The sequence below is a fragment of the Thalassospira sp. SM2505 genome, assembly GCF_054901115.1.
This window is the reverse complement of sequence record NZ_CM142731.1, coordinates 817,151-835,514: the sequence shown is the minus strand read 5'-3', so window position 1 is coordinate 835,514 and position 18,364 is coordinate 817,151. Positions and strand designations below refer to the sequence as shown.

16 protein-coding genes are annotated in these 18,364 nt (G+C 54.6%); 3 read left to right on the top strand and 13 right to left on the bottom strand.

Annotated features, from left to right (window positions below):
• From urtB to ACTU44_RS03815, 3 genes are all read right to left on the bottom strand, one after another.
• Nucleotides 1–1,629 carry an urea ABC transporter permease subunit UrtB gene (urtB, locus tag ACTU44_RS03825; RefSeq protein WP_462096719.1) on the bottom strand — a complete coding sequence of 543 codons (1,629 nt, stop codon included), beginning with the start codon at nt 1,627–1,629 and terminating at the stop codon, nt 1–3.
• A 192-nt stretch (nt 1,630–1,821) separates the two neighbouring features.
• Nucleotides 1,822–3,096: an urea ABC transporter substrate-binding protein gene (urtA, locus tag ACTU44_RS03820; RefSeq protein ID WP_114096687.1), complete on the bottom strand. Its 1,275-nt coding sequence runs from the start codon at nt 3,094–3,096 to the stop codon at nt 1,822–1,824.
• Nucleotides 3,097–3,432: 336 nt separating this feature from the next.
• Nucleotides 3,433–4,338, bottom strand: a complete 906-nt coding sequence (locus ACTU44_RS03815) for a LysR family transcriptional regulator (protein ID WP_336080010.1) — start codon at nt 4,336–4,338, stop codon at nt 3,433–3,435.
• A 146-nt stretch (nt 4,339–4,484) separates the two neighbouring features.
• On the opposite strand from ACTU44_RS03815, the gene ACTU44_RS03810 reads away from it, so the two are divergent.
• On the top strand, nt 4,485–5,468 hold the full coding sequence (locus tag ACTU44_RS03810; protein WP_114096685.1) for an MBL fold metallo-hydrolase: 984 nt from the start codon (nt 4,485–4,487) through the stop codon (nt 5,466–5,468).
• Between the two features lie 110 nt (nt 5,469–5,578).
• Here the strand turns inward: ACTU44_RS03810 and ACTU44_RS03805 are convergent, their stop codons facing one another.
• Entirely contained in the window at nt 5,579–6,775 is a 1,197-nt protein-coding gene (locus tag ACTU44_RS03805; protein ID WP_462096718.1) for a urate hydroxylase PuuD, read from the bottom strand.
• Nucleotides 6,776–7,067: 292 nt separating this feature from the next.
• Here ACTU44_RS03805 and ACTU44_RS03800 point away from each other — a divergent pair, with 292 nt between their 5' ends.
• The gene (locus ACTU44_RS03800; protein ID WP_462096717.1) at nt 7,068–7,982 is read left to right on the top strand and encodes a LysR family transcriptional regulator; all 915 of its coding nucleotides are present in this window, start codon (nt 7,068–7,070) and stop codon (nt 7,980–7,982) included.
• 65 nt (nt 7,983–8,047) lie between these two features.
• Here the strand turns inward: ACTU44_RS03800 and ACTU44_RS03795 are convergent, their stop codons facing one another.
• From ACTU44_RS03795 to ACTU44_RS03785, 3 genes are all read right to left on the bottom strand, one after another.
• On the bottom strand, nt 8,048–9,085 hold the full coding sequence (locus tag ACTU44_RS03795; protein ID WP_114096683.1) for a histone deacetylase family protein: 1,038 nt from the start codon (nt 9,083–9,085) through the stop codon (nt 8,048–8,050).
• Between the two features lie 78 nt (nt 9,086–9,163).
• Complete coding sequence (locus tag ACTU44_RS03790; protein WP_114096682.1) at nt 9,164–10,333, bottom strand: methyl-accepting chemotaxis protein; 1,170 nt, start codon at nt 10,331–10,333, stop codon at nt 9,164–9,166.
• Nucleotides 10,334–10,367: 34 nt separating this feature from the next.
• The gene (locus ACTU44_RS03785) at nt 10,368–10,901 is read right to left on the bottom strand and encodes a PAS domain-containing protein (protein ID WP_114096681.1); all 534 of its coding nucleotides are present in this window, start codon (nt 10,899–10,901) and stop codon (nt 10,368–10,370) included.
• 418 nt (nt 10,902–11,319) lie between these two features.
• Between ACTU44_RS03785 and ACTU44_RS03780 the strand changes: the two genes are divergently transcribed.
• Nucleotides 11,320–11,682: a hypothetical protein gene (locus ACTU44_RS03780; protein ID WP_462096716.1), complete on the top strand. Its 363-nt coding sequence runs from the start codon at nt 11,320–11,322 to the stop codon at nt 11,680–11,682.
• A 68-nt stretch (nt 11,683–11,750) separates the two neighbouring features.
• On the opposite strand, the gene ACTU44_RS03775 is transcribed toward ACTU44_RS03780, so the two are convergent.
• From ACTU44_RS03775 to xdhC, 6 genes are all read right to left on the bottom strand, one after another.
• Entirely contained in the window at nt 11,751–12,818 is a 1,068-nt protein-coding gene (locus ACTU44_RS03775; protein WP_462097429.1) for a BMP family ABC transporter substrate-binding protein, read from the bottom strand.
• A 235-nt stretch (nt 12,819–13,053) separates the two neighbouring features.
• Nucleotides 13,054–13,974: an ABC transporter permease gene (locus ACTU44_RS03770; RefSeq protein ID WP_114096679.1), complete on the bottom strand. Its 921-nt coding sequence runs from the start codon at nt 13,972–13,974 to the stop codon at nt 13,054–13,056.
• Entirely contained in the window at nt 13,974–15,053 is a 1,080-nt protein-coding gene (locus tag ACTU44_RS03765) for an ABC transporter permease (protein WP_336080004.1), read from the bottom strand. The genes ACTU44_RS03770 and ACTU44_RS03765 overlap by 1 nt, the downstream gene beginning before the upstream one ends.
• The gene (locus ACTU44_RS03760) at nt 15,040–16,647 is read right to left on the bottom strand and encodes an ABC transporter ATP-binding protein (RefSeq protein WP_258548604.1); all 1,608 of its coding nucleotides are present in this window, start codon (nt 16,645–16,647) and stop codon (nt 15,040–15,042) included. Before ACTU44_RS03760 ends, ACTU44_RS03765 begins: the two co-directional genes overlap by 14 nt.
• An 87-nt stretch (nt 16,648–16,734) precedes the next feature.
• Entirely contained in the window at nt 16,735–17,208 is a 474-nt protein-coding gene (locus ACTU44_RS03755) for a nucleoside deaminase (RefSeq protein ID WP_220150265.1), read from the bottom strand.
• Nucleotides 17,209–17,316: 108 nt separating this feature from the next.
• Complete coding sequence (gene xdhC, locus ACTU44_RS03750; RefSeq protein WP_462096715.1) at nt 17,317–18,363, bottom strand: xanthine dehydrogenase accessory protein XdhC; 1,047 nt, start codon at nt 18,361–18,363, stop codon at nt 17,317–17,319.
• Between the last annotated feature and the right edge of the window lies 1 nt (nt 18,364).

Below are 18,364 nucleotides of genomic sequence, written 5' to 3'. Positions count from 1 at the left end.
TCAGGCCTCCACCGCGCGGCCCTTAAGGGCAAACAGCCCCTTGGGTCGTTTCTGGATAAACAGGATCAGCGCAATCAGGACAAAGATCTTGGCAAGAACTGCACCCGCCACCGGTTCAAGGAACTTGTTGACGATACCAAGGCTGAATGCGCCAAGCACCGTGCCCCAAAGGTTCCCGACCCCGCCAAACACGACCACCATGAAACTGTCGATGATATAGGTCTGACCAAGGTTCGGACTGACGTTTGAAATCTGGCTGAGTGCCACACCGGCAATCCCGGCAATTCCCGAGCCCAGACCAAAAGTCAGCGCATCGACATATCCGGTACGAATACCGACCGATCCGGCCATGCGACGGTTCTGGGTGACCGCACGCATCTGAAGACCAAAGGCAGTGTATCGTAGCACCGCGGCAATCCCGGCCACGACAATCACACTGAACAGGATAATCCAAAGCCGGTTATAGGTCAGAACGAGACCGGTCGAGAATTCAATCGCCCCGCTCATGAAATCGGGTGCGGTAACCTGCTGGTTGGTTGCCCCGAAAATCGAACGAATGGCCTGCTGCAACACAAGACTGACGCCCCATGTCGCAAGCAGCGTCTCAAGTGGCCGACCATACAGGAAACGGATCACACAGCGTTCGATAACAACACCAACCGCACCCGCGACCAAAAAGGCCGCAGGCACCGAAATCGCCAGTGACCAGGCCGATCCAGATGGCAGGAACGGTGCCAGTGCCTGCTGCACCACAAAGGTGGTATAGGCGCCAATCATGATCATTTCGCCGTGCGCCATATTGATGACACCCATCACGCCAAATGTGATGGCAAGGCCAACCGCAGCCAACAACAGAACAGAACCAAGGCTGATACCGCGATAAACATCGCCGACCGTCTGCCATGTCGACAGACGCCGCTCGACAGATTCAAGAGCATCCTTTGCCGCTTCGACGACTTCCGGCTGATACCCTTCGGCTTCGGCACTGGCGACAAACTGCGACAGGACAGCACGAATTTGCGGTGTGGTTTCACTGGCAAGAACAAGGATCGCCGCCAGACGTTCATCCGTTGTTTCCCCGGCTGCCAAGGCCATGGTGGCCTCGGCCAGTTGCATCCTGGCCAAAAGGGTTTCATCTTCTTCACGGTCAATGGCGCGTAAAAGCAGCGGCAACATCGCCGGGTCCCGAGCATCCATGATCTGCTCGACTGCTGCGGTTCGCACCGCAAGGTCCGGGCTAAACAGGTTCAGGGTCGCCAAGGCGTCGCGCAGCGCACCGCGCAAACGGTTATTCACCTTGATCTTGGAAAGTTCCTTGGAACTGCTTTCACCGGATTCTTCGCCACTGACGATGTCGATATGGGTGTAAACCTTGCCCTTTTTGGTGGCGATGACGACATGCTCGTCACTGTCACGCACATAAAGATCACCATCAAGCATCGCCTTAAGGATCGGGGCGACGCGCGGATCGCCATCAGCGGCCATCTGTTCGATCACGGCAACCTTTTTGGTCGCACTTTTATCATTAAGCTGTTCGGCAATATTTCGAAGTTCTTCGTCGCTGAATGCCTGCGCCATGTTGGGTGCGACAGTCACAAACGCCATCAGGCATGCAAGCACAGCAATCATTTGGACCGCCGCACATCTTGCCTTGCTCGCGAAGAACGGAGAACGGCGCAGCACTGAAAAAATGTCATTGCGCATGATCACCAAACCTTTGAATTCAAACTGGAAAATTAGCTAAAGAAAGGATCAGGCATAAAAGTCGCCTGATAAAGAACGGGCCGGTCGCGCAAGCACGACCGGCCCATCCGGAACCAATTAGTACATCGGTTTTTCACAGTTGCCGCAGACCCACGGATAGGTCCAGTCGGCGGTCAGCTTTGCGCTTTCCGGAAGGAAATCCGACCATGCATCGCCAACGACGGTGCCTTCGGTTTCCCAAACGATGTCAAACTGGCCATCATCCTGGACTTCACCGATCAGAACCGGTTTGGACAGGTGATGGTTGGTGTTCATGACAGCAACACCGCCGGTCAGGTTGGCAACTTCCTGGCCATACATTGCCTGGCGAACGGCATCAACATCGGTGGTACCAGCCTGTTCGACAGCCTGTTTCCACATGTTGAAGCCGATATAGGTTGCTTCCATCGGGTCGTTGGTTACACGTTTTTCATCGCCGATGAATGCATGCCATTTTTCGATGAAGGCAGCATTGGCATCGGACTCGACCGACTGGAAGTAGTTCCAGGCAGCAAGGTGACCAACGAGCGGCGCGGTATCAATACCAGCCAGTTCTTCTTCACCGACCGAGAATGCAACAACCGGAATGTCTTCGGCCTTGATGCCCTGGTTGGCGAGTTCCTTGTAGAACGGAACGTTCGCATCACCGTTAATGGTCGAAACAACGGCGGTTTTCTTGCCAGCAGATGCGAATGCTTTTACATCAGCAACAATCGACTGCCAGTCGGAGTGACCGAACGGGGTGTAGTTCTCCATGATGTCTTCATCGGAGATACCCTTGCCGTTCAGATACGAACGCAGGATTTTGTTGGTCGTACGCGGGTAGACATAGTCAGTGCCCAGAAGAACGATACGCTCTGCACCACCACCATCTTCGCTCATCAGGTAATCAACAGCCGGAATGGCCTGCTGGTTCGGAGCGGCACCGGTATAGAATACGTTGCGCGAGCTTTCCTCGCCTTCATACTGAACCGGATAGAACAGCATGCTGTTCAATTCTTCAAAGACCGGCAGAACCGATTTACGCGAAACCGACGTCCAGCAACCGAAAACAACCGAAACCTGATCTTTTTCGATCAGTTCGCGTGCTTTTTCAGCAAACAGCGGCCAATCGGAAGCCGGGTCAACAACAACAGCTTCAACCTGCTTGCCCAGCAGACCGCCATTCTTGTTCAGATCGTCAACCAGCATCAGGACAGTGTCCTTAAGGGTGGTTTCGGAAATCGCCATCGTACCGGAGAGAGAATGCAGCACACCAACTTTGATGGTATCTGCTGCCTGTGCGGCTGACATGGCCATTGCCGACCATGCCATGGCCCCAGCGCCAACGAGCGCTTGAAGCTTCTTATTCATTTATAGCCTCCACTGCGAGTTTATTGCACCGCAGTGATACTTGCTAAAACCGTGCCAGATTCTTTCGGCAGTAGAATAAAATCAAGAATCGCCGGTTTTCCACGCAATATGCGTCTATTTTACAGCCGGTTTAGGGAGAATATTTGCGCAAACTGCATTTTGTATGATTATTTTTCAATCATAGATTAAATAATGAACATTTTTTAATCACATTGACGCCGCAATCTTTGCCGCTTATCTGAGGGGCAGAAGTTTTGCTTCCACTGCGATTATTGCACCACAATTCTCCCCGTCGGGAGCAGCTTCTCGCCTCGCCGGTTTTCCGGCGAGGCGTTATTATTCCGCAGCCAGCGTGACACGATCCGGGGCAATCGAATCAATCACGGTCCGGATCTGATCGCGCAACCACACAAGTCCGGCATCCTTGTCCGTCCAGATCGCCCAGTTCATGGTCACAGGCGGGAACATGACGTCAATCGGCATCGGACAGAAAGACAACCCGAATAACGGCGCATACTGATTGGCGATCCGGCATGGCACGGTTGCAACAACCGGGCTGTTGCGGGCCGCGGCAAGAAGCGGCATGAAATCGGGTGCTGCCAGAACCACATTCAGATCAATGCCAAGCCCCTGCAAGGCAACACCGACACATCCGGCAACATTTTCGGTCTGCGACAGCACCGCATGGCGCGATGCCAGATATTCCGCACGCGATACCGGCGCACTCAATCCGGTCAACTCCGGATTGAAACAGCATGCGACCTCGGAATTAAACAGCACTTCGCCGTGATATCCCGATTGCAATTGGCTTTTGCAGCCAATTGCCAGATCAATCTCGCCATTATTGATCATGTTATCAACATTGTCCGACGTGATCGGCCGGCTCAGGATCTTGATTCCCGGTGACACGCCCTGCAAATGACGGAGCAATTCCGGCAAAAGGATCATTTCCATTTCGCCGGTTACACCCAGACGAAAAAGCCGTTCGGCCTTGGCCGGATCAAAACAATCCGTTGCCTGAAGCGCATGTTGCGCCTGAGACAGCGCCGTGCGTACTGGTCCTGCCAGCGCCCGCGCCTTCGCCGTCGGTTGCATTTTTTGTCCGACACGCACAAACAATTCATCGGCCAGCAACATGCGCAGGGTCGATAAATTGTGGCTCATCGCCGATTGACCAATGCGCAACTTCTCTGCCGCCTTGGTCACACTCATCTCTTGCATCATTGCGTCAAACGCAATCATGAGATTGAGGTCAAAAGACCTTAAATTGAAATGATCAATATTGTCCATGACTGGCATCGATTTGATTACTGACTAAACGCACTATAGCTTTTCCTCATCAGGTTACAACCCGCCGGGTGATCCGGCATGATTTGAGGGAAAAGAAAATGTTATCACGCCGCGAAATACTTAAAGGGACGCTTGCCGCTGGTGCCGTCGGTGCAATCGGCAGCACGGTTTTCATCCCGCTTGCCGCCAAGGCAAAAGCCCCGCTTGTCGGCACACAGGCCCCCGGCTATTACCGCCTGATGGTCGGCGATATCGAAGTCACGGCCCTTTCTGATGGCACCGGCCTGTTTCCGATGGCCGATCTTTACGTCAACACCACGCCAGAACAGGCACGCCTTGCCCTTGCCAATGCATTTCAGGGCACGCCAACCCGTCTTTCGGTCAATGCCTATTTGCTGAATTTCGGTGATCGGCTGGTACTCCTTGATGCCGGCAGCAGCGATCTGATGGGGCCGGCACTGGGCAAGCTTCCGGCCAACATGATCGCATCGGGCTATCATCCCGATCAGGTTGATGATGTCGTGATCACTCATATTCACCCCGATCACACGGGTGGCCTGATGCTGGGTGGCAACAAGGTCTTTCCCAATGCAACGGTTCACGTGCCCGAAGCCGACAAGGCCTTCTGGCTGAGTGCCGAGAACAAGGCAAATGCCCCCGAGGACACCAAGGGCTTCTTTGATCAGGCGGTCGCCGCCCTGACACCCTACATCGATAGCGGCAAACTCGAACAGTTCGCAGCCGATGCCCCGGCCATTCCGGGCATGGTCAATACAACGTCCCGTCCCGGCCACACGCCGGGTCACAGCGCACTCTGGATCGAAAGCAAGGGCGAGAAGTTTGTCTATTGGGGCGACATCACCCATGGCGATGTGGTGCAATTTGACGATCCCAATGTTGCCATTGCCTTTGATGGCGATACCAACATGGCCATCAAATCCCGCGAGGCTGCCTTTGCCGAAGCGGTAAAGGAAAAGTATCTGGTGGCCGGATGTCACATTGCTTTCCCGGGCATCGGTCACGTCCGCGAGGACGAAACCATGTATGACTGGGTGCCAATGAATTACCGCGCGGACGTCTAGGGCCACAAACTGATCCCCCAGCCCCGCTGGCCCTGATCAGCACGGTACGCAAAAGGGCGGCCGCATCACGCGACCGCCCTTTCTGCTGAATAACCGGGAAAGGAAAGAACCTATTCCGGCATGCCCGCACGGATCCACTGCCCAAGCTGGGCACGCTCCTCGTCGGTCATTTCTGTCATATTGCCAAGTGGCATGGCGCGTCCGATGACAGCCTGCGCCAGAATGCGCTGCGCATTGGCTTCGATCTGGGCAATATCATCAAACATCACCCCCGCCGGAGCTTCGTCAAACCCTTCATCGCGCGGATTGGCCGAATGACAGCTGGTGCAACGGGTTTGCACAATTGCCAATGCGTGATCCCGGCTAATGATGTCCTCATCTGCAAGCTTGATCGCTTTCGGATCATAGGATGCAAACATCGCAAGAATGGCCATGCCTAGGGCTGCTGCTGGCAACTGCCAGACAATCGCCTTGCCCGTCCCGCCAGCATTGCGCGTGTTAAAGAAATGCCGCACCAGCCCACCAATAATCAGGATCAAGCCGACAATCACCCATGACTGATCATGGGAAAACAGCATCGAATAATGGTTACTGATCATCATCAGCAAAACCGGCAACGTCAGATAGTTGTTATGGGTTGAGCGCTGCTTGGCCTGAAGTCCCAGTTTCGGATCGGGCTTCTCGCCCGCCATCAGGCTTGCGACCACCTTTTTCTGGTTCGGGATGATGATGCGAAACACGTTGGCAGCCATGATTGTACCAATCATCGCCCCCACATGGATAAAGGCACCACGACCGCTAAACACGTGGGTAAACAGATAGCTTGCGACCATGATCAGAATGAAAAGGGCAACCGCAAGTGTATCAGTGCGCTTGCCGATCGAACTTTTACAGATAATGTCGTAAATCACCCAACCGGCAAACAGACTGCCAAGACCAATCAGGATCGCATCCATCTTGCTCAGCGCCAGAACGCTCGGGTCAATCAGATAGCTTTCCGCACTCCAGTAATACATCGTCACCAAAAGTGCGAAGCCGGTAATCCAGGTAAAGTAGGCCTCGTATTTGAACCAGTGCAGTTCGGGTGGCATGGTGCTCGGTGCGACCATCCATTTATTGACATGGTAAAACCCGCCGCCATGGACCATCCATGCTTCGCCATAAACGCCATCATCCATGCCCGGACGCTTGCGCAAGCTCAGATCAAGCCAGACGAAATAGAACGAAGACCCGATCCAGGCGATGCCCGTAATCAGATGCGCCCAGCGCAGGATCAGATTGATCCAGTCCTGAAACAGAATATCCACGGTGTCTGAAACCTCCGTCTCGCCCGGCAGCAGATCGTGTTTCGCTGCGCGCGGGCCGCCCCTCTGATGGTCGTAATCCGGTCCGCATATCCCCATGCAGTCCGGAACCATTCAAATCAATCTCTTATCTTCTCCTAACATAGGCGTCCCACCGCCTCTATTATTAAGGGGTCGAGCATAATCGAAATGACTTTCAAACCATTCTTTAAAATGGCACAGTCCAAACTCTGAAATTGAATATAGAACGATAATAAACGCCAGAATTCACGTCACGTCAGGAGCTTCCCGCACCATGTCCGACTTTGAGGACATCCAGATTTTTGTCCGCGTTGCCGAACTGGGCAACCTTTCTGCTGCAGGCCGCGAGCTTCGCCATTCAGCAGCCGTCGTCTCGAACCGGATTGCCCGCCTTGAAGAACGCCTTGGTGTAAGGCTCCTTAACCGCACCACGCGCCGCGTCAATCTGACAACAGAAGGCGACGTTTATTACCGCCATTGCCTGCGCATTCTCAGTGAAATGCAGGAGGCCGAAAACGCCATTGCCAATCAGAAAAACACCACACGCGGTCCCGTAACGCTGACCTGCCCGGTGGCATTTGGCAATAAATATGTCGCGCCGATTATTCCGAAATTCGTCGAAAAGAACCCGGATGTGCAGATACGCCTGCATCTTTCCGACCGGCTTCTTGATCTGTTGCAAGACAAGGTCGACCTTGCCATCCGCATTGCCGAGCTTAAGGAAAGCTCGCTGATCGTGCGCAAACTTGCCAGCAATAAACGCATGCTGGTCGCAAGCCCGGACTATCTTGAAAAGAACGGCACGCCAAAGGTTCCCGCTGACCTGATGAACCACAATTGCCTGCTTCTGCGTTTTCCGGGCTCGCGTCAATATCAATGGACACTAACCGGCCCCGGTGCGGATGACGCCCCAGCAACCCTTGCCGTTTCCGGCTCGATGGATTCAGACAATGGCGAAGTCCTGACCCGCTGGTGCCTTGATGGCCATGGCATTTCCCTGAAATCACACTGGGAAGTCGGTGATTATATTCGCGACGGCAGGCTTAAGGTCGTCTTGCCCGACTATCAGCCACCGTCACATGCGGTCTATACGCTTTATCCGGAAAACCGGTATTTGCCGACCCGCGTGCGCGCCTTTGTTGATTTTCTGGTATCCGAATTCGGTGGCACGCCACCGTGGGAGCGATAACACCCAAAACAAAACGCCCCGGCAATTTGCACGGGGCGTTTTCGATTTGGTCACGATCCGGGGAATCAGCGTTTGGCCTGATCCAGATATCCCGACAGAACGGCTGCAACATTCAGCCCGATGACGTCATGGGCATAACCGCCTTCCATGACGAAAACGGTCTTAAGTCCCAAACGCCCGATCATCTGACCGATCCGGTTGAAATCATCGGTCTGGAGTTTGAAGTCACAGATCGGCTCTGCTTCATGGGCATCGACACCCAGCGCAATCACAAGGGCTTCTGGCTGCCAGGTGACGATCTTTTGCATGGCCTTGGCAAAACCCTGTCCCCAGGCCCCGAAATCACTGCCACCGGAAAGCGGGATATTCAGGTTCGCACCCTGCCCGTCATTGCGACCGGTTTCATTGGCATAGCCCATGAAAAACGGGAACTGGTGAGTCGGATCGGCATGGATCGAAATCGTCAGAACGTCGCCACGCTCATAGAAAATATCCTGCGTACCGTTGCCGTGATGGTAATCGATATCAAGGATCGCGACCTTTTTTGCGCCCTTGGTAATCATCTGCTGGGCAGCAATGGCGGAATTATTCAGGAAGCAATAACCGCCATAACGGTTGGCATGGGCATGATGCCCCGGCGGGCGGGTCAGGGCAAAGGATGCTTCGCCATCATTCCATGTGGCATCCGCCGCCGAGGTGACGGTCTGCGCCCCCCAATAGGCCGCCTTCCACGTACCTGAGGTGATCGGGGTGTCGCTTGAAATGGCAAACTGCCCCAGACGCGCACTGATATGTTTGGGATGACCACCGGAAAAACCTGCCGTCGGCCAGACATAGGGGAAGGCATCACCACTTTTTCCAGCCTTGGTCCATTCGTCCCAGGCCGTTTCGATGAAATCAAGATAATCAATGTCGTGAATGGCGCGGATGGGGTCCATGCCGTGGTCGGCCGGATCAACCAGCTGCGCCTTGACCGCATGGGCAACCGCATCTCGAATAATCGGAATGCGCCGGGCATTTTCAAAACAGGGCACCATCCGTCCATGATGCATTTCGCCTGCCCCGTCATGGGCATCATGACGGGAATTAAAGAAGACGCGCATGGCCCCGTTTCCTTGTCTCAAGAAGACCGCAAGGCGTCAGGATTGACCCCCTGCCTATGTGTTGCCCCGCGAAAGCGGCTATTTCTTGGCGGTGTAAAGAAGCTTCTCGATGGTATCAAGAAAGCCGCCCAGATGCTTGCGCAGATTTTCCGATTGCTCTGCCAGACGCCCGGCCATATCGCGCGTGGTATCGGCAGCAACACCGGTGCGCCCGGCCATATCCGAAACGACAGTGATATTATCGGTGACTTCCTGCGCACCGCTTGATGCCTGCTCGACATTGCGCGTGATGTTTGACGACAGGTTGGCCTGCGTTTCGACATTGCCCGAAATCGTATCGGAACGAACGGCAAGATCATCAATCACGCCGGCAATTTCGCGGATCGCGCCAACCGATTGCTCGATCGCGTTCTGGATATCCTGAACTTTTTCCTCGATGCTTTCAGTTGCCTTGCTGGTCTGGTTGGCAAGGCCCTTGACCTCGTTGGCAACAACGGCAAAGCCCTTGCCCGCTTCACCGGCTCGTGCGGCTTCGATGGTCGCGTTCAGCGCCAGAAGGTTGGTCTGGGCCGCAATATCACGAATGAAGCTGACAACTTCGACAATCTCGCCTGCGGCTGCTTCCAACTCGCCGATACGGCCATCGGTTTCCTGGGCAAGACCATTTGCACGATTGGCAATTTCAACCGACTCGCGGGCCTGCTCAGACACTTCGCGGATCGACCGGTTAAGTTCTTCGGACGCCGATGAAACCTCGGTCACGTTGCTTGCTGTCTGGCGCGCAGCCGCCGCGACATTGGTCGAACGTGTGCTGGTTTCATGGGCAATGGTATTGGCTTCGCCCGATGCATCGGCAAGGGCGGACGCCGCATGGGCGATATCATCAACAGCCGCGAACGAGCCACTTTTGAATTCACCAAGGATTTCGGAGAAACCGGAAAGCTTCTGTTCAATCGAGGCGGTTGCGGCATTGATGCGCTTGGCCGATGACAGATATTCACCAACAAGGCCGGTCTCGACAATACGACGATAGTAACGGTTTTCCGACACAGCGCCCATTGATGCCGCACTTTCGCGCAGGAAAGCATCATTGCGGTCGATTAACCGGTTGATCGCGATAAACAGGTCACGCATGTCGGGATGACTGTCGACATTGGTAATACGGGCTTCGTAATTACCATCAGCGGCTGCCAGAACAACGTCCAGCGCCTTTTTGATACCTGTTTTCGAACCACCAAATATCGCCATTGCGAACCTCTAACCTTCGATTTGGGATGCGCCCCTAGAGACCTTGAATATATTGATCATATGCCACACCGGCATCCGAGAGTTTCCGGGCAAGCGCGTCATAGGCGGCATTCATGCCTTCCTTGCGATTGCTGGTGCTCTCCTCGATCTTGCGGAGCTCCGCATAAAGCGGAATAATTTTGTCACTCAGAACCTTGGGATCGGCGACCCGGCGGTTCGAATGGTATCCGATCACCTTGTGATTGGCGTCGAATGTCGGCGTTACGTGGGCATAGACCCAGTAATGGTCGCCCTTCTTACCCATATTCAGCACATACGCAAAGATCTCTTTGCCCGAACTGATATGATCCCAAAGCAACTTGAAAATGCAGCGCGGCATATCCGGATGGCGGATCATTGAGTGCGGTTGACCAAGAACTTCTTTCTCGGTGTAATCCGACAACCGAAGAAACACCTCGTTAGCATAGGTAATATGACCTTTAAGGTCGGTTTTGCTAACAATCAGCTCTTCTGGCTTGAAATGGCGCTCCTTTCCGGATGGTTGCACGCCCGAACGCTTCTCGCTCACCTTGTCACCCCGTATGGTCTTTTTTCTGCTGCACTCACGTCTGACATGCAATCAGACTCGGCAGTTCCATTATCATGCAAGCATAGTTCAGCGAAGAAAAAATGTAAATTTTTCATACTCTTCAATCAGAAGTACCGGTCTTGCTTCTAACAATAATTACAAACTGATCTGAGCTGACCGTCCAATTGCCAAGGCTGAAACCATTCGAATATCTTAAAATCATTACATATCGAACCAATATATTAAGCCCGCCCTCCACAAAATTAGCAGGCCGGCACAGAACCACAAGATCCACCAGGGTGATATGCATCTCAGCCTGCAACTGAGAAAAAACAGGACAAAGTGATCCGCCCATCGCAAAATTGCGAAACGACTCGGTCTATTATCTTGTTATCAGTGGCGACTTCAGGAAAAACACATGCCGCAAGATCTTCGGAACTTTCCGTTTCGCGTGGTCATTCACGAGCGACATTCCGCCCAAGGGGTACTGGACTGGCTCGACAAGAATGTCCGAAGCGATATGTGGACCATGGGCATTCGCAATATCGAACTGCCCCGGTCAGACCAGTCGGCCCCCTTTGTCGATATGGTGATCTATTTTGCCCGTCGCGATGACATGGAACTGTTTCGCGAACGCTGGGCAGGCAAGGCGCGCGAAAACAAGGTCAAGCTGCATGGCTGGCGTGCTGCGATCTATGCCCTGCTTCATCCCCGCACGGAAATGGTCGCCTATGAGAAGTCCGAAGCACCAAGCCGCATCCGACCGAAAAAAAACTCATAAGAAAAGCCCCGCGCAAGCAAATGCACGGGGCTTCGTCTCAGCCGATCTGTAAAGATCGGTAATCCGGCTTATTTCGGCAGTTCGGCATCAATGCCCTTGATGTACCAGTCCATGCCAAGCAGCATGCCATCATCAGCAACTTCGCCTTCTTTCACACGCAGTTCGCCTGCCTGATCATAGATCGGGCCGGTGAACGGGTGGAATTCACCCGAAGAAATTTTGGCTTCGGTTGCTTCTGCCAGTGCTTTTACGTCGTCAGGCATGTTGGTGTACGGTGCCATGTCGACCATACCGCTGTCGATGCCGCCCCAGGTGTCGATCGACGTCCAGGTACCGTCAGCAACTGCCTTGGCGCGTTCGACATAATATTTGTCCCAGTTATCAACAATCGCGGTCAGCTGTGCTTTCGGCGCGAACTTGATCATGTCAGAAGCCTGACCGAAACCAAGAACGCCACGGTTTTCAGCAACCTGAAGCGGTGCCGGGCTGTCGGTGTGCTGAACCATGATGTCAGCACCCTGGTCGATCAGGGCCTTGGCTGCGTCGCCTTCCTTACCCGGATCATACCAGGTGTTCGCCCAGACGATTTTCACTTTGACGTCCGGGTTCACCGACCATGCGCCCATCATGAACGAGTTAATGCCACGGACAACTTCCGGAATCGGGAAGGAACCGACATAACCAACGATGTTCGACTTGGTCATTTTACCGGCGATAACACCAGCAACATAACGGCCTTCATAGAAACGTGCAGCATAGGTCGACAGGTTGTCGGAACGCTTGTAGCCGGTTGCATGTTCGAACTTCACGTTCGGGAACTGCTTGGCAACCTTTTCGGTCGGGTTCATGTAACCGAACGAGGTGGTGAAGATCAGGTTATGGCCGGTCTGGGCCATCTGACGGATCACGCGCTCGGCATCGGCACCTTCCGGAACGCTTTCGACATAGCTGGTCGAAGCGGCATCGCCAAGCTCGGCTTCGATGGCCTGACGACCGATGTCATGGCGATAGGACCAGCCATGGTCACCAATCGGACCAACATAGACAAAACCGACTTTAACGTCTTCGGCCTGGGCGGTACCCATGCCGGTTGCGAGGGCACCAACAGCTGCAACAGCAGCAATCGTGCGCTTCATGAACTTTGCATTCATTCGTAGAGGTCTCCCTGTTAATCAGCAGATCAGGATTTAAACACAATCCACTAAGCAATCAATGACACGTTCACACCGAAACCAAGACTCAGTCAAACCGATCACACTTCTGATCGATTAGCTTCAATCGACTTGTGTGAGTTTTGGTTCGGTATGATCTTTCCTCCCGATGGGCCGGAACATCATTTGGCGTGTTCCGGTCCCCCCAAGCAGACCGGCCCTAATGGGCCGGCCGGAACGCCTGACCGATACAGGCAGGCGCATTCAGTCTGATTTTCGCACGGTCACTGGAAATAATCACCAGCACGATAATCGTCGCAAGATATGGCAGCATCGACATGAATTGGCTGGGCACATGAATGCCCGCACCCTGTGCATGAAGCTGCATCACCGAAATCAGGCCAAACATATAAGCCCCGGCCAGCAAACGGCCCGGACGCCAGGTCGCAAACACCACAAGTGCCAAAGCAATCCAGCCACGACCGGCCGTCATGTTTTCGGCCCACATCGGCGTATAGGACAGCGAAAGATACGCACCGCCAAGACCGGCCATCGCCCCGCCAAACATCGTGGCAAGGTAACGGATCTTGATCACGGAATAGCCGATGGCATGGGCCGAATGATGCGAATCCCCGACCGCCTTCAAGACAAGACCGGCGCGCGATTTTGCAAGGAACCAGCCAACCCCGATCACAACCGCGATCGAAAGATAGACCAGAAAATCCTGCCCGAACAGGATCGGACCGATGATCGGAATGGCGCTAATACCCGGGATCGAAAGACCCGGCAGCGGCTCAATCGCAAAACCGACGAATTTCGACCCGACCAGAGCCGAAAACCCGATCCCGAAAATGGTCAGCGCCAAGCCCGTCGCCACCTGATTGGCCATCAGCGTCAGGGTCAGAAACGCAAAGATCAGCGACATCAAAACACCGGCAATGACGGCGGCAGCAATCCCAAGGATCGCCGATCCACTTGAGGCCGTCACCGCAAAACCGGCAATCGCACCGACCAGCATCATGCCTTCAACGCCAAGGTTCAGAACCCCGGATTTTTCGGTGATCAATTCACCTGACGCCGCAAGCAAAAGCGGGGTCGATGCGGTAATCACCGTCAGAGTAAAGGGAACAAGCCATTCCATTATGCGGTTCTCCCTTTGGCCGCGATTGAACCGAAACGAATGCGATATTTGGTCAGAACGTCACAAGCCAGCAGGAAGAACAGCAAAATCCCCTGGAAAAGACCTGTGACCGCATTGGGCAGACCAAGCGTAATCTGGGCAAGCTCGCCGCCAAGATAGGTCAGCGCCATGATCAGCCCCCCGAACAGAATTCCCACCGGATGCAACCGGCCAAGGAAGGCGACAATGATCGCAGTAAAGCCATAACCGGGCGAAATGGACGGCTGCAACTGACCAATCGGACCGGAAACCTCGAACAAACCGGCCAGACCGGCAAGTGCACCGCCCAGCAAAAGGGTAAACCAAACCATGCGTTTCTGACGGAAACCGACATGGCGGGCAGCCTGTGGGGCCTTGCCGACAACCCGCAGCTGGAACCCGATCACGGATTTTGACAGCAACAACCAACCGGCAATCACGACAAATACCGCAACCGCCGTTCCAAGATGGACACGCGTGCCGTCATAAATGATCGGAAGCAGCCCCGCATCCGGGAACGGACGCGATTCCGGGAAGTTGAACCCTTCGGGGTTACGCCAGGGACCATGCACAAGGAAGCTCAGGAACAGTGTTGCGACATAGGTCAGCATCAGGCTGGTCAGAATTTCATTGGCATTGAATTTGGTGCGCAGCAATGCCGGGATTGATGCCCAGAACGCCCCGCCAATCGCGCCAAGCACAAACATCGCCGGCAGCAAAAGCACGCTTTCACTGTCATGGAAATAAAGGGCAAGACCACCACCAAAGATCGCCCCCATGGTCAGCTGGCCTTCGGCACCGATGTTCCAGACATTGGCCCGGAACCCCATGGCAAGACCAACCGCGATGATCACAAGCGGCGTTGCCTTCACAAACAGCTCGGAAATCCCATAGCTGTTATTGATCGGCAGGATGAAGAACGTATAAAGCGCGTCGAACGGGTTCTTGCCCAGAAAGGCAAAAATGATCCCGCCAACGACCAGCGTCATGAAAATTGCCAGAACCGGCGACAGATAAACCATCGCCTGTGAATGCTGACGACGGGGTTCAAGCCTGACCAACGCGACCTCCTTCTAATGCAGTGTCGTTCGCCGGGGTGGCGTTGCCATCAAGATCATGAAGGCCCCCCATCAACAGACCAATTTCTTCGATGCTGACATCGGCCATCGGGCGCGGTTTGGACATTTTGCCTTCCGACATCACCACGACCGAATCACAAATGGCAAAAATCTCGTCCAGATCCTGCGAAATCACCAGAACCGCCGTTCCCTTCGCCGCCAGATCAAGCAACGCCTGATGAATGGCGCTGGCTGCACCGGCATCCACACCCCAGGTCGGCTGGGAAATCACCAGAACGCCCGGATCCTGAAGAATCTCGCGACCGACGATGAATTTCTGAAGGTTGCCGCCCGAAAGCGATCCGGCCTCGGCCCCCGAACCGGTGGTGCGGACATCAAATGTCTTGATGATGTTATCGGCAAAGGACCTTGTCGGGACTTCGCGGATCAGGCCGCGTGCGGCAAGCGCCATACGGCGAAACGCCGTCAGGAACCCGTTTTCCGAAAGACTCATATCCGGAACGGCCCCGTGACCATTACGTTCTTCGGGAACGAATGCCGCGCCAAGGCGACGACGGCGACGCGGACCGAAATGGGCAACCGACGTGCCATCAATCTTGATGCTGTCAGGTGCGGCTTCATGTTCGGTTTCACCGGCCAGTGCCTGAAACAGTTCGTTCTGACCATTACCGGCGACGCCGGCAACACCCATGATCTCGCCACCACGCACCTTGAGACTGATATTCTTAAGATGCGTGCCAAATTGCTCGTCACTGATCAATGACAGGTCGGAAACTTCAAGTCTGACATCGCCAAATTCGCGATCCTTGCCCCGGTCGGGTGCCGTCAGTTTCTGGCCGATCATCATTTCGGCCATCGATTTCGCGGTTTCCTCGCGCGGGTCACATCCGCCGACCACCTTGCCGCCGCGCAAAACCGTCGCGCGCTGACAGAGCGCTTTCACTTCATGCAGCTTGTGGCTGATATAAAGGATCGCACAGCCTTCATCGGCCAGACGACGCAGCGTCTCAAACAGTTTTTCGACTTCCTGAGGGGTGAGAACCGAGGTCGGCTCATCAAGAATAAGCAGCTTGGGATTCTGCAACAGACAGCGCACGATTTCGATGCGCTGACGCTCACCGACCGAAAGCGTATAGACATGCCGATCAGGATCAAGCGGCAGGCCATAGGTCTTTTCGACCTCGATCACTTTCTGACGCAGCACGGCCATATCGCGCACATCATTCATCGCAAGCGCGATGTTCTCGAGCACGGTCATGGTTTCAAACAGCGAGAAATGCTGGAACACCAGACCAACACCCATTTCACGCGCATCATGCGGACTATGGATCGTAACCGGCTTGCCTTCCCAAAGCAGTTCGCCCTGATCGGCCTGAAGCACGCCATAAATGATTTTCACAAGCGTACTTTTGCCTGCGCCGTTTTCACCGAGCAGCGCATGGATTTCGCCAGGCTCGATACGGAAACTGATATCGTCATTGGCCAGACAGCCCGGAAAGGCCTTGGTCACACCGCGCACTTCCAACTGCGCAGGTGCCGCCCCCTTCATTGCTTCTGCCCCGGCATCACCGGTCATTGACGTCACTGTTGCCACCCCTATTTAGCGATATGATTTACAAGGCATTTGCGGTTTTACCGCAGAACGGATTGCAATCAAACGGTCTCAATATGCGATCTTGTCGGTTTTGGCATCCCACGCGGCGAATACTTCGCGCGCCTCGGGCAAATCGACATGAACAATTGGCAAGGAACGATCATGGATCGGCTTTGCCACTTCATCATACAGGAACTGATCATCAAAACCGATGGCAGCAGCATCCTCGCGGCCATTGGCATAATAGATCTTGTCAAGACGGGCCCAATAGATCGCCGAAAGGCACATCGGGCAGGGTTCGCAACTGGTATAGATTTCACAACCCGCAAGATTGAATGTGCCCAGTTTTGCACAGGCCGCACGAATGGCGCTGACCTCTGCATGGGCAGTCGGGTCGTTGTTGGATGTGACATTGTTCCATCCCTCGGCAATCACTTCGCCATTGCGAACAATGATTGCGCCGAACGGACCACCGCATCCCTCTTCCATTTTTTGCCGCGACAAATCCACGGCGTGGCGCATATGGCCTTTGGCGTCACACACAGCCAAATCTCCTTTACGAAACCCCTGATCTGGTCACCAGATCACCTGATTGGGCCGTCATTTCGCGGCCCTTTATCATTAAAAACACCTTCAATGAAGGTTTTAAAATCAACCGACCCCGTCTGATGCGGCTTTGGTCGTCTGATTTTGGGCCATCTGTGCTTCGCGCACAGACAACAATTGCGCGGCAACGGATGCCGCAATCACCACCGGCTGTTTTCCGGTAATGCCTTGAATCCCAATCGGGCAAGTCAAACGACCGATTTCAACCGGACCCAACCCCCGATCAGAAAGCCGTCGAATGAAGCGCGCGCGTTTGGTTTGGCTGCCGATCATGCCAACAAAACCAAGGTCATCGCGCATCAATGCCGCCCGGCAGATGTCAAAATCCAGCGCATGGTTATGGGTCAGGATCAGAACATGCCCGCCGGCCGGTATGTCGGCAACGTCAAGTTCGGGCCTATCACTTTGGTAAATATGAAGGTTTTTACCCTCGACCCCCGCCAGATAGTCTTCGCGCGAATCGACAAGATGGATGTCAAACGGCAAGGGCGAAAGTGCCGCAACCACCGCCTTGCCAACATGCCCCGCCCCGAAAATCCAAAGCGGGGTCAGCGCATCATCAAGGCGCAGACATAATGTTTTAACGCCGTTGATGGCAACCATCCCGCCGCGCTCGGTCCCGAACCCGTCCGAAAGCATCGCGGCCTGTGCGCTTTCTGCCCCGGCAATCTGCCATGTACCAACAGCTGTCGAAACCGGCATCATCAACCAGCGCCCCGATTGCGAAACCGGCTGGTCGGCAACCGCTGCCAATGCCGCGCAAAGTGCTTCTTTCTTGGTTTCATCAAGCAGATGAAAACCAACCTCGACCGATCCGCCACAGCACTGCCCAAGCCCCGGCCCCAACGGAAAACGGACAATCTCGGCCGTCGGGACCGACGTCATGTCACCCGCAAGGCATTGGCGCACCAGCAAGGTCACCTGATGTTCAAGATTGCCGCCGCCAATCGTGCCCGCAAGGCCATCGCTTGCAATCAGCATGAAGGCACCAACTTCGCGCGGCGTCGATCCCCTAATCGCAGCAACGGATACCAGCATCACCGGGCCGGGCGCAGACAGAAGGTTGATATGATCACGCAGCGACAGGGTCATG

Bases quoted from the DNA above. Each gene is read 5' to 3' on its own strand.
- urtB (WP_462096719.1), bottom strand. From the start codon at position 1,629: ATGATTGCTGTGCTTGCATGCCTGATGGCGTTTGTGACTGTCGCACCC.
- urtA (WP_114096687.1), bottom strand. From the start codon at position 3,096: ATGAATAAGAAGCTTCAAGCGCTCGTTGGCGCTGGGGCCATGGCATGG.
- ACTU44_RS03815 (WP_336080010.1), bottom strand. From the start codon at position 4,338: ATGATTGCGTTTGACGCAATGATGCAAGAGATGAGTGTGACCAAGGCG.
- ACTU44_RS03810 (WP_114096685.1), top strand. From the start codon at position 4,485: ATGTTATCACGCCGCGAAATACTTAAAGGGACGCTTGCCGCTGGTGCC.
- ACTU44_RS03800 (WP_462096717.1), top strand. From the start codon at position 7,068: ATGTCCGACTTTGAGGACATCCAGATTTTTGTCCGCGTTGCCGAACTG.
- ACTU44_RS03795 (WP_114096683.1), bottom strand. From the start codon at position 9,085: ATGCGCGTCTTCTTTAATTCCCGTCATGATGCCCATGACGGGGCAGGC.
- ACTU44_RS03790 (WP_114096682.1), bottom strand. From the start codon at position 10,333: ATGGCGATATTTGGTGGTTCGAAAACAGGTATCAAAAAGGCGCTGGAC.
- ACTU44_RS03780 (WP_462096716.1), top strand. From the start codon at position 11,320: ATGCCGCAAGATCTTCGGAACTTTCCGTTTCGCGTGGTCATTCACGAG.
- ACTU44_RS03775 (WP_462097429.1), bottom strand. From the start codon at position 12,818: ATGAAGCGCACGATTGCTGCTGTTGCAGCTGTTGGTGCCCTCGCAACC.
- ACTU44_RS03770 (WP_114096679.1), bottom strand. From the start codon at position 13,974: ATGGAATGGCTTGTTCCCTTTACTCTGACGGTGATTACCGCATCGACC.
- ACTU44_RS03760 (WP_258548604.1), bottom strand. From the start codon at position 16,647: ATGACCGGTGATGCCGGGGCAGAAGCAATGAAGGGGGCGGCACCTGCG.
- xdhC (WP_462096715.1), bottom strand. From the start codon at position 18,363: ATGACCCTGTCGCTGCGTGATCATATCAACCTTCTGTCTGCGCCCGGC.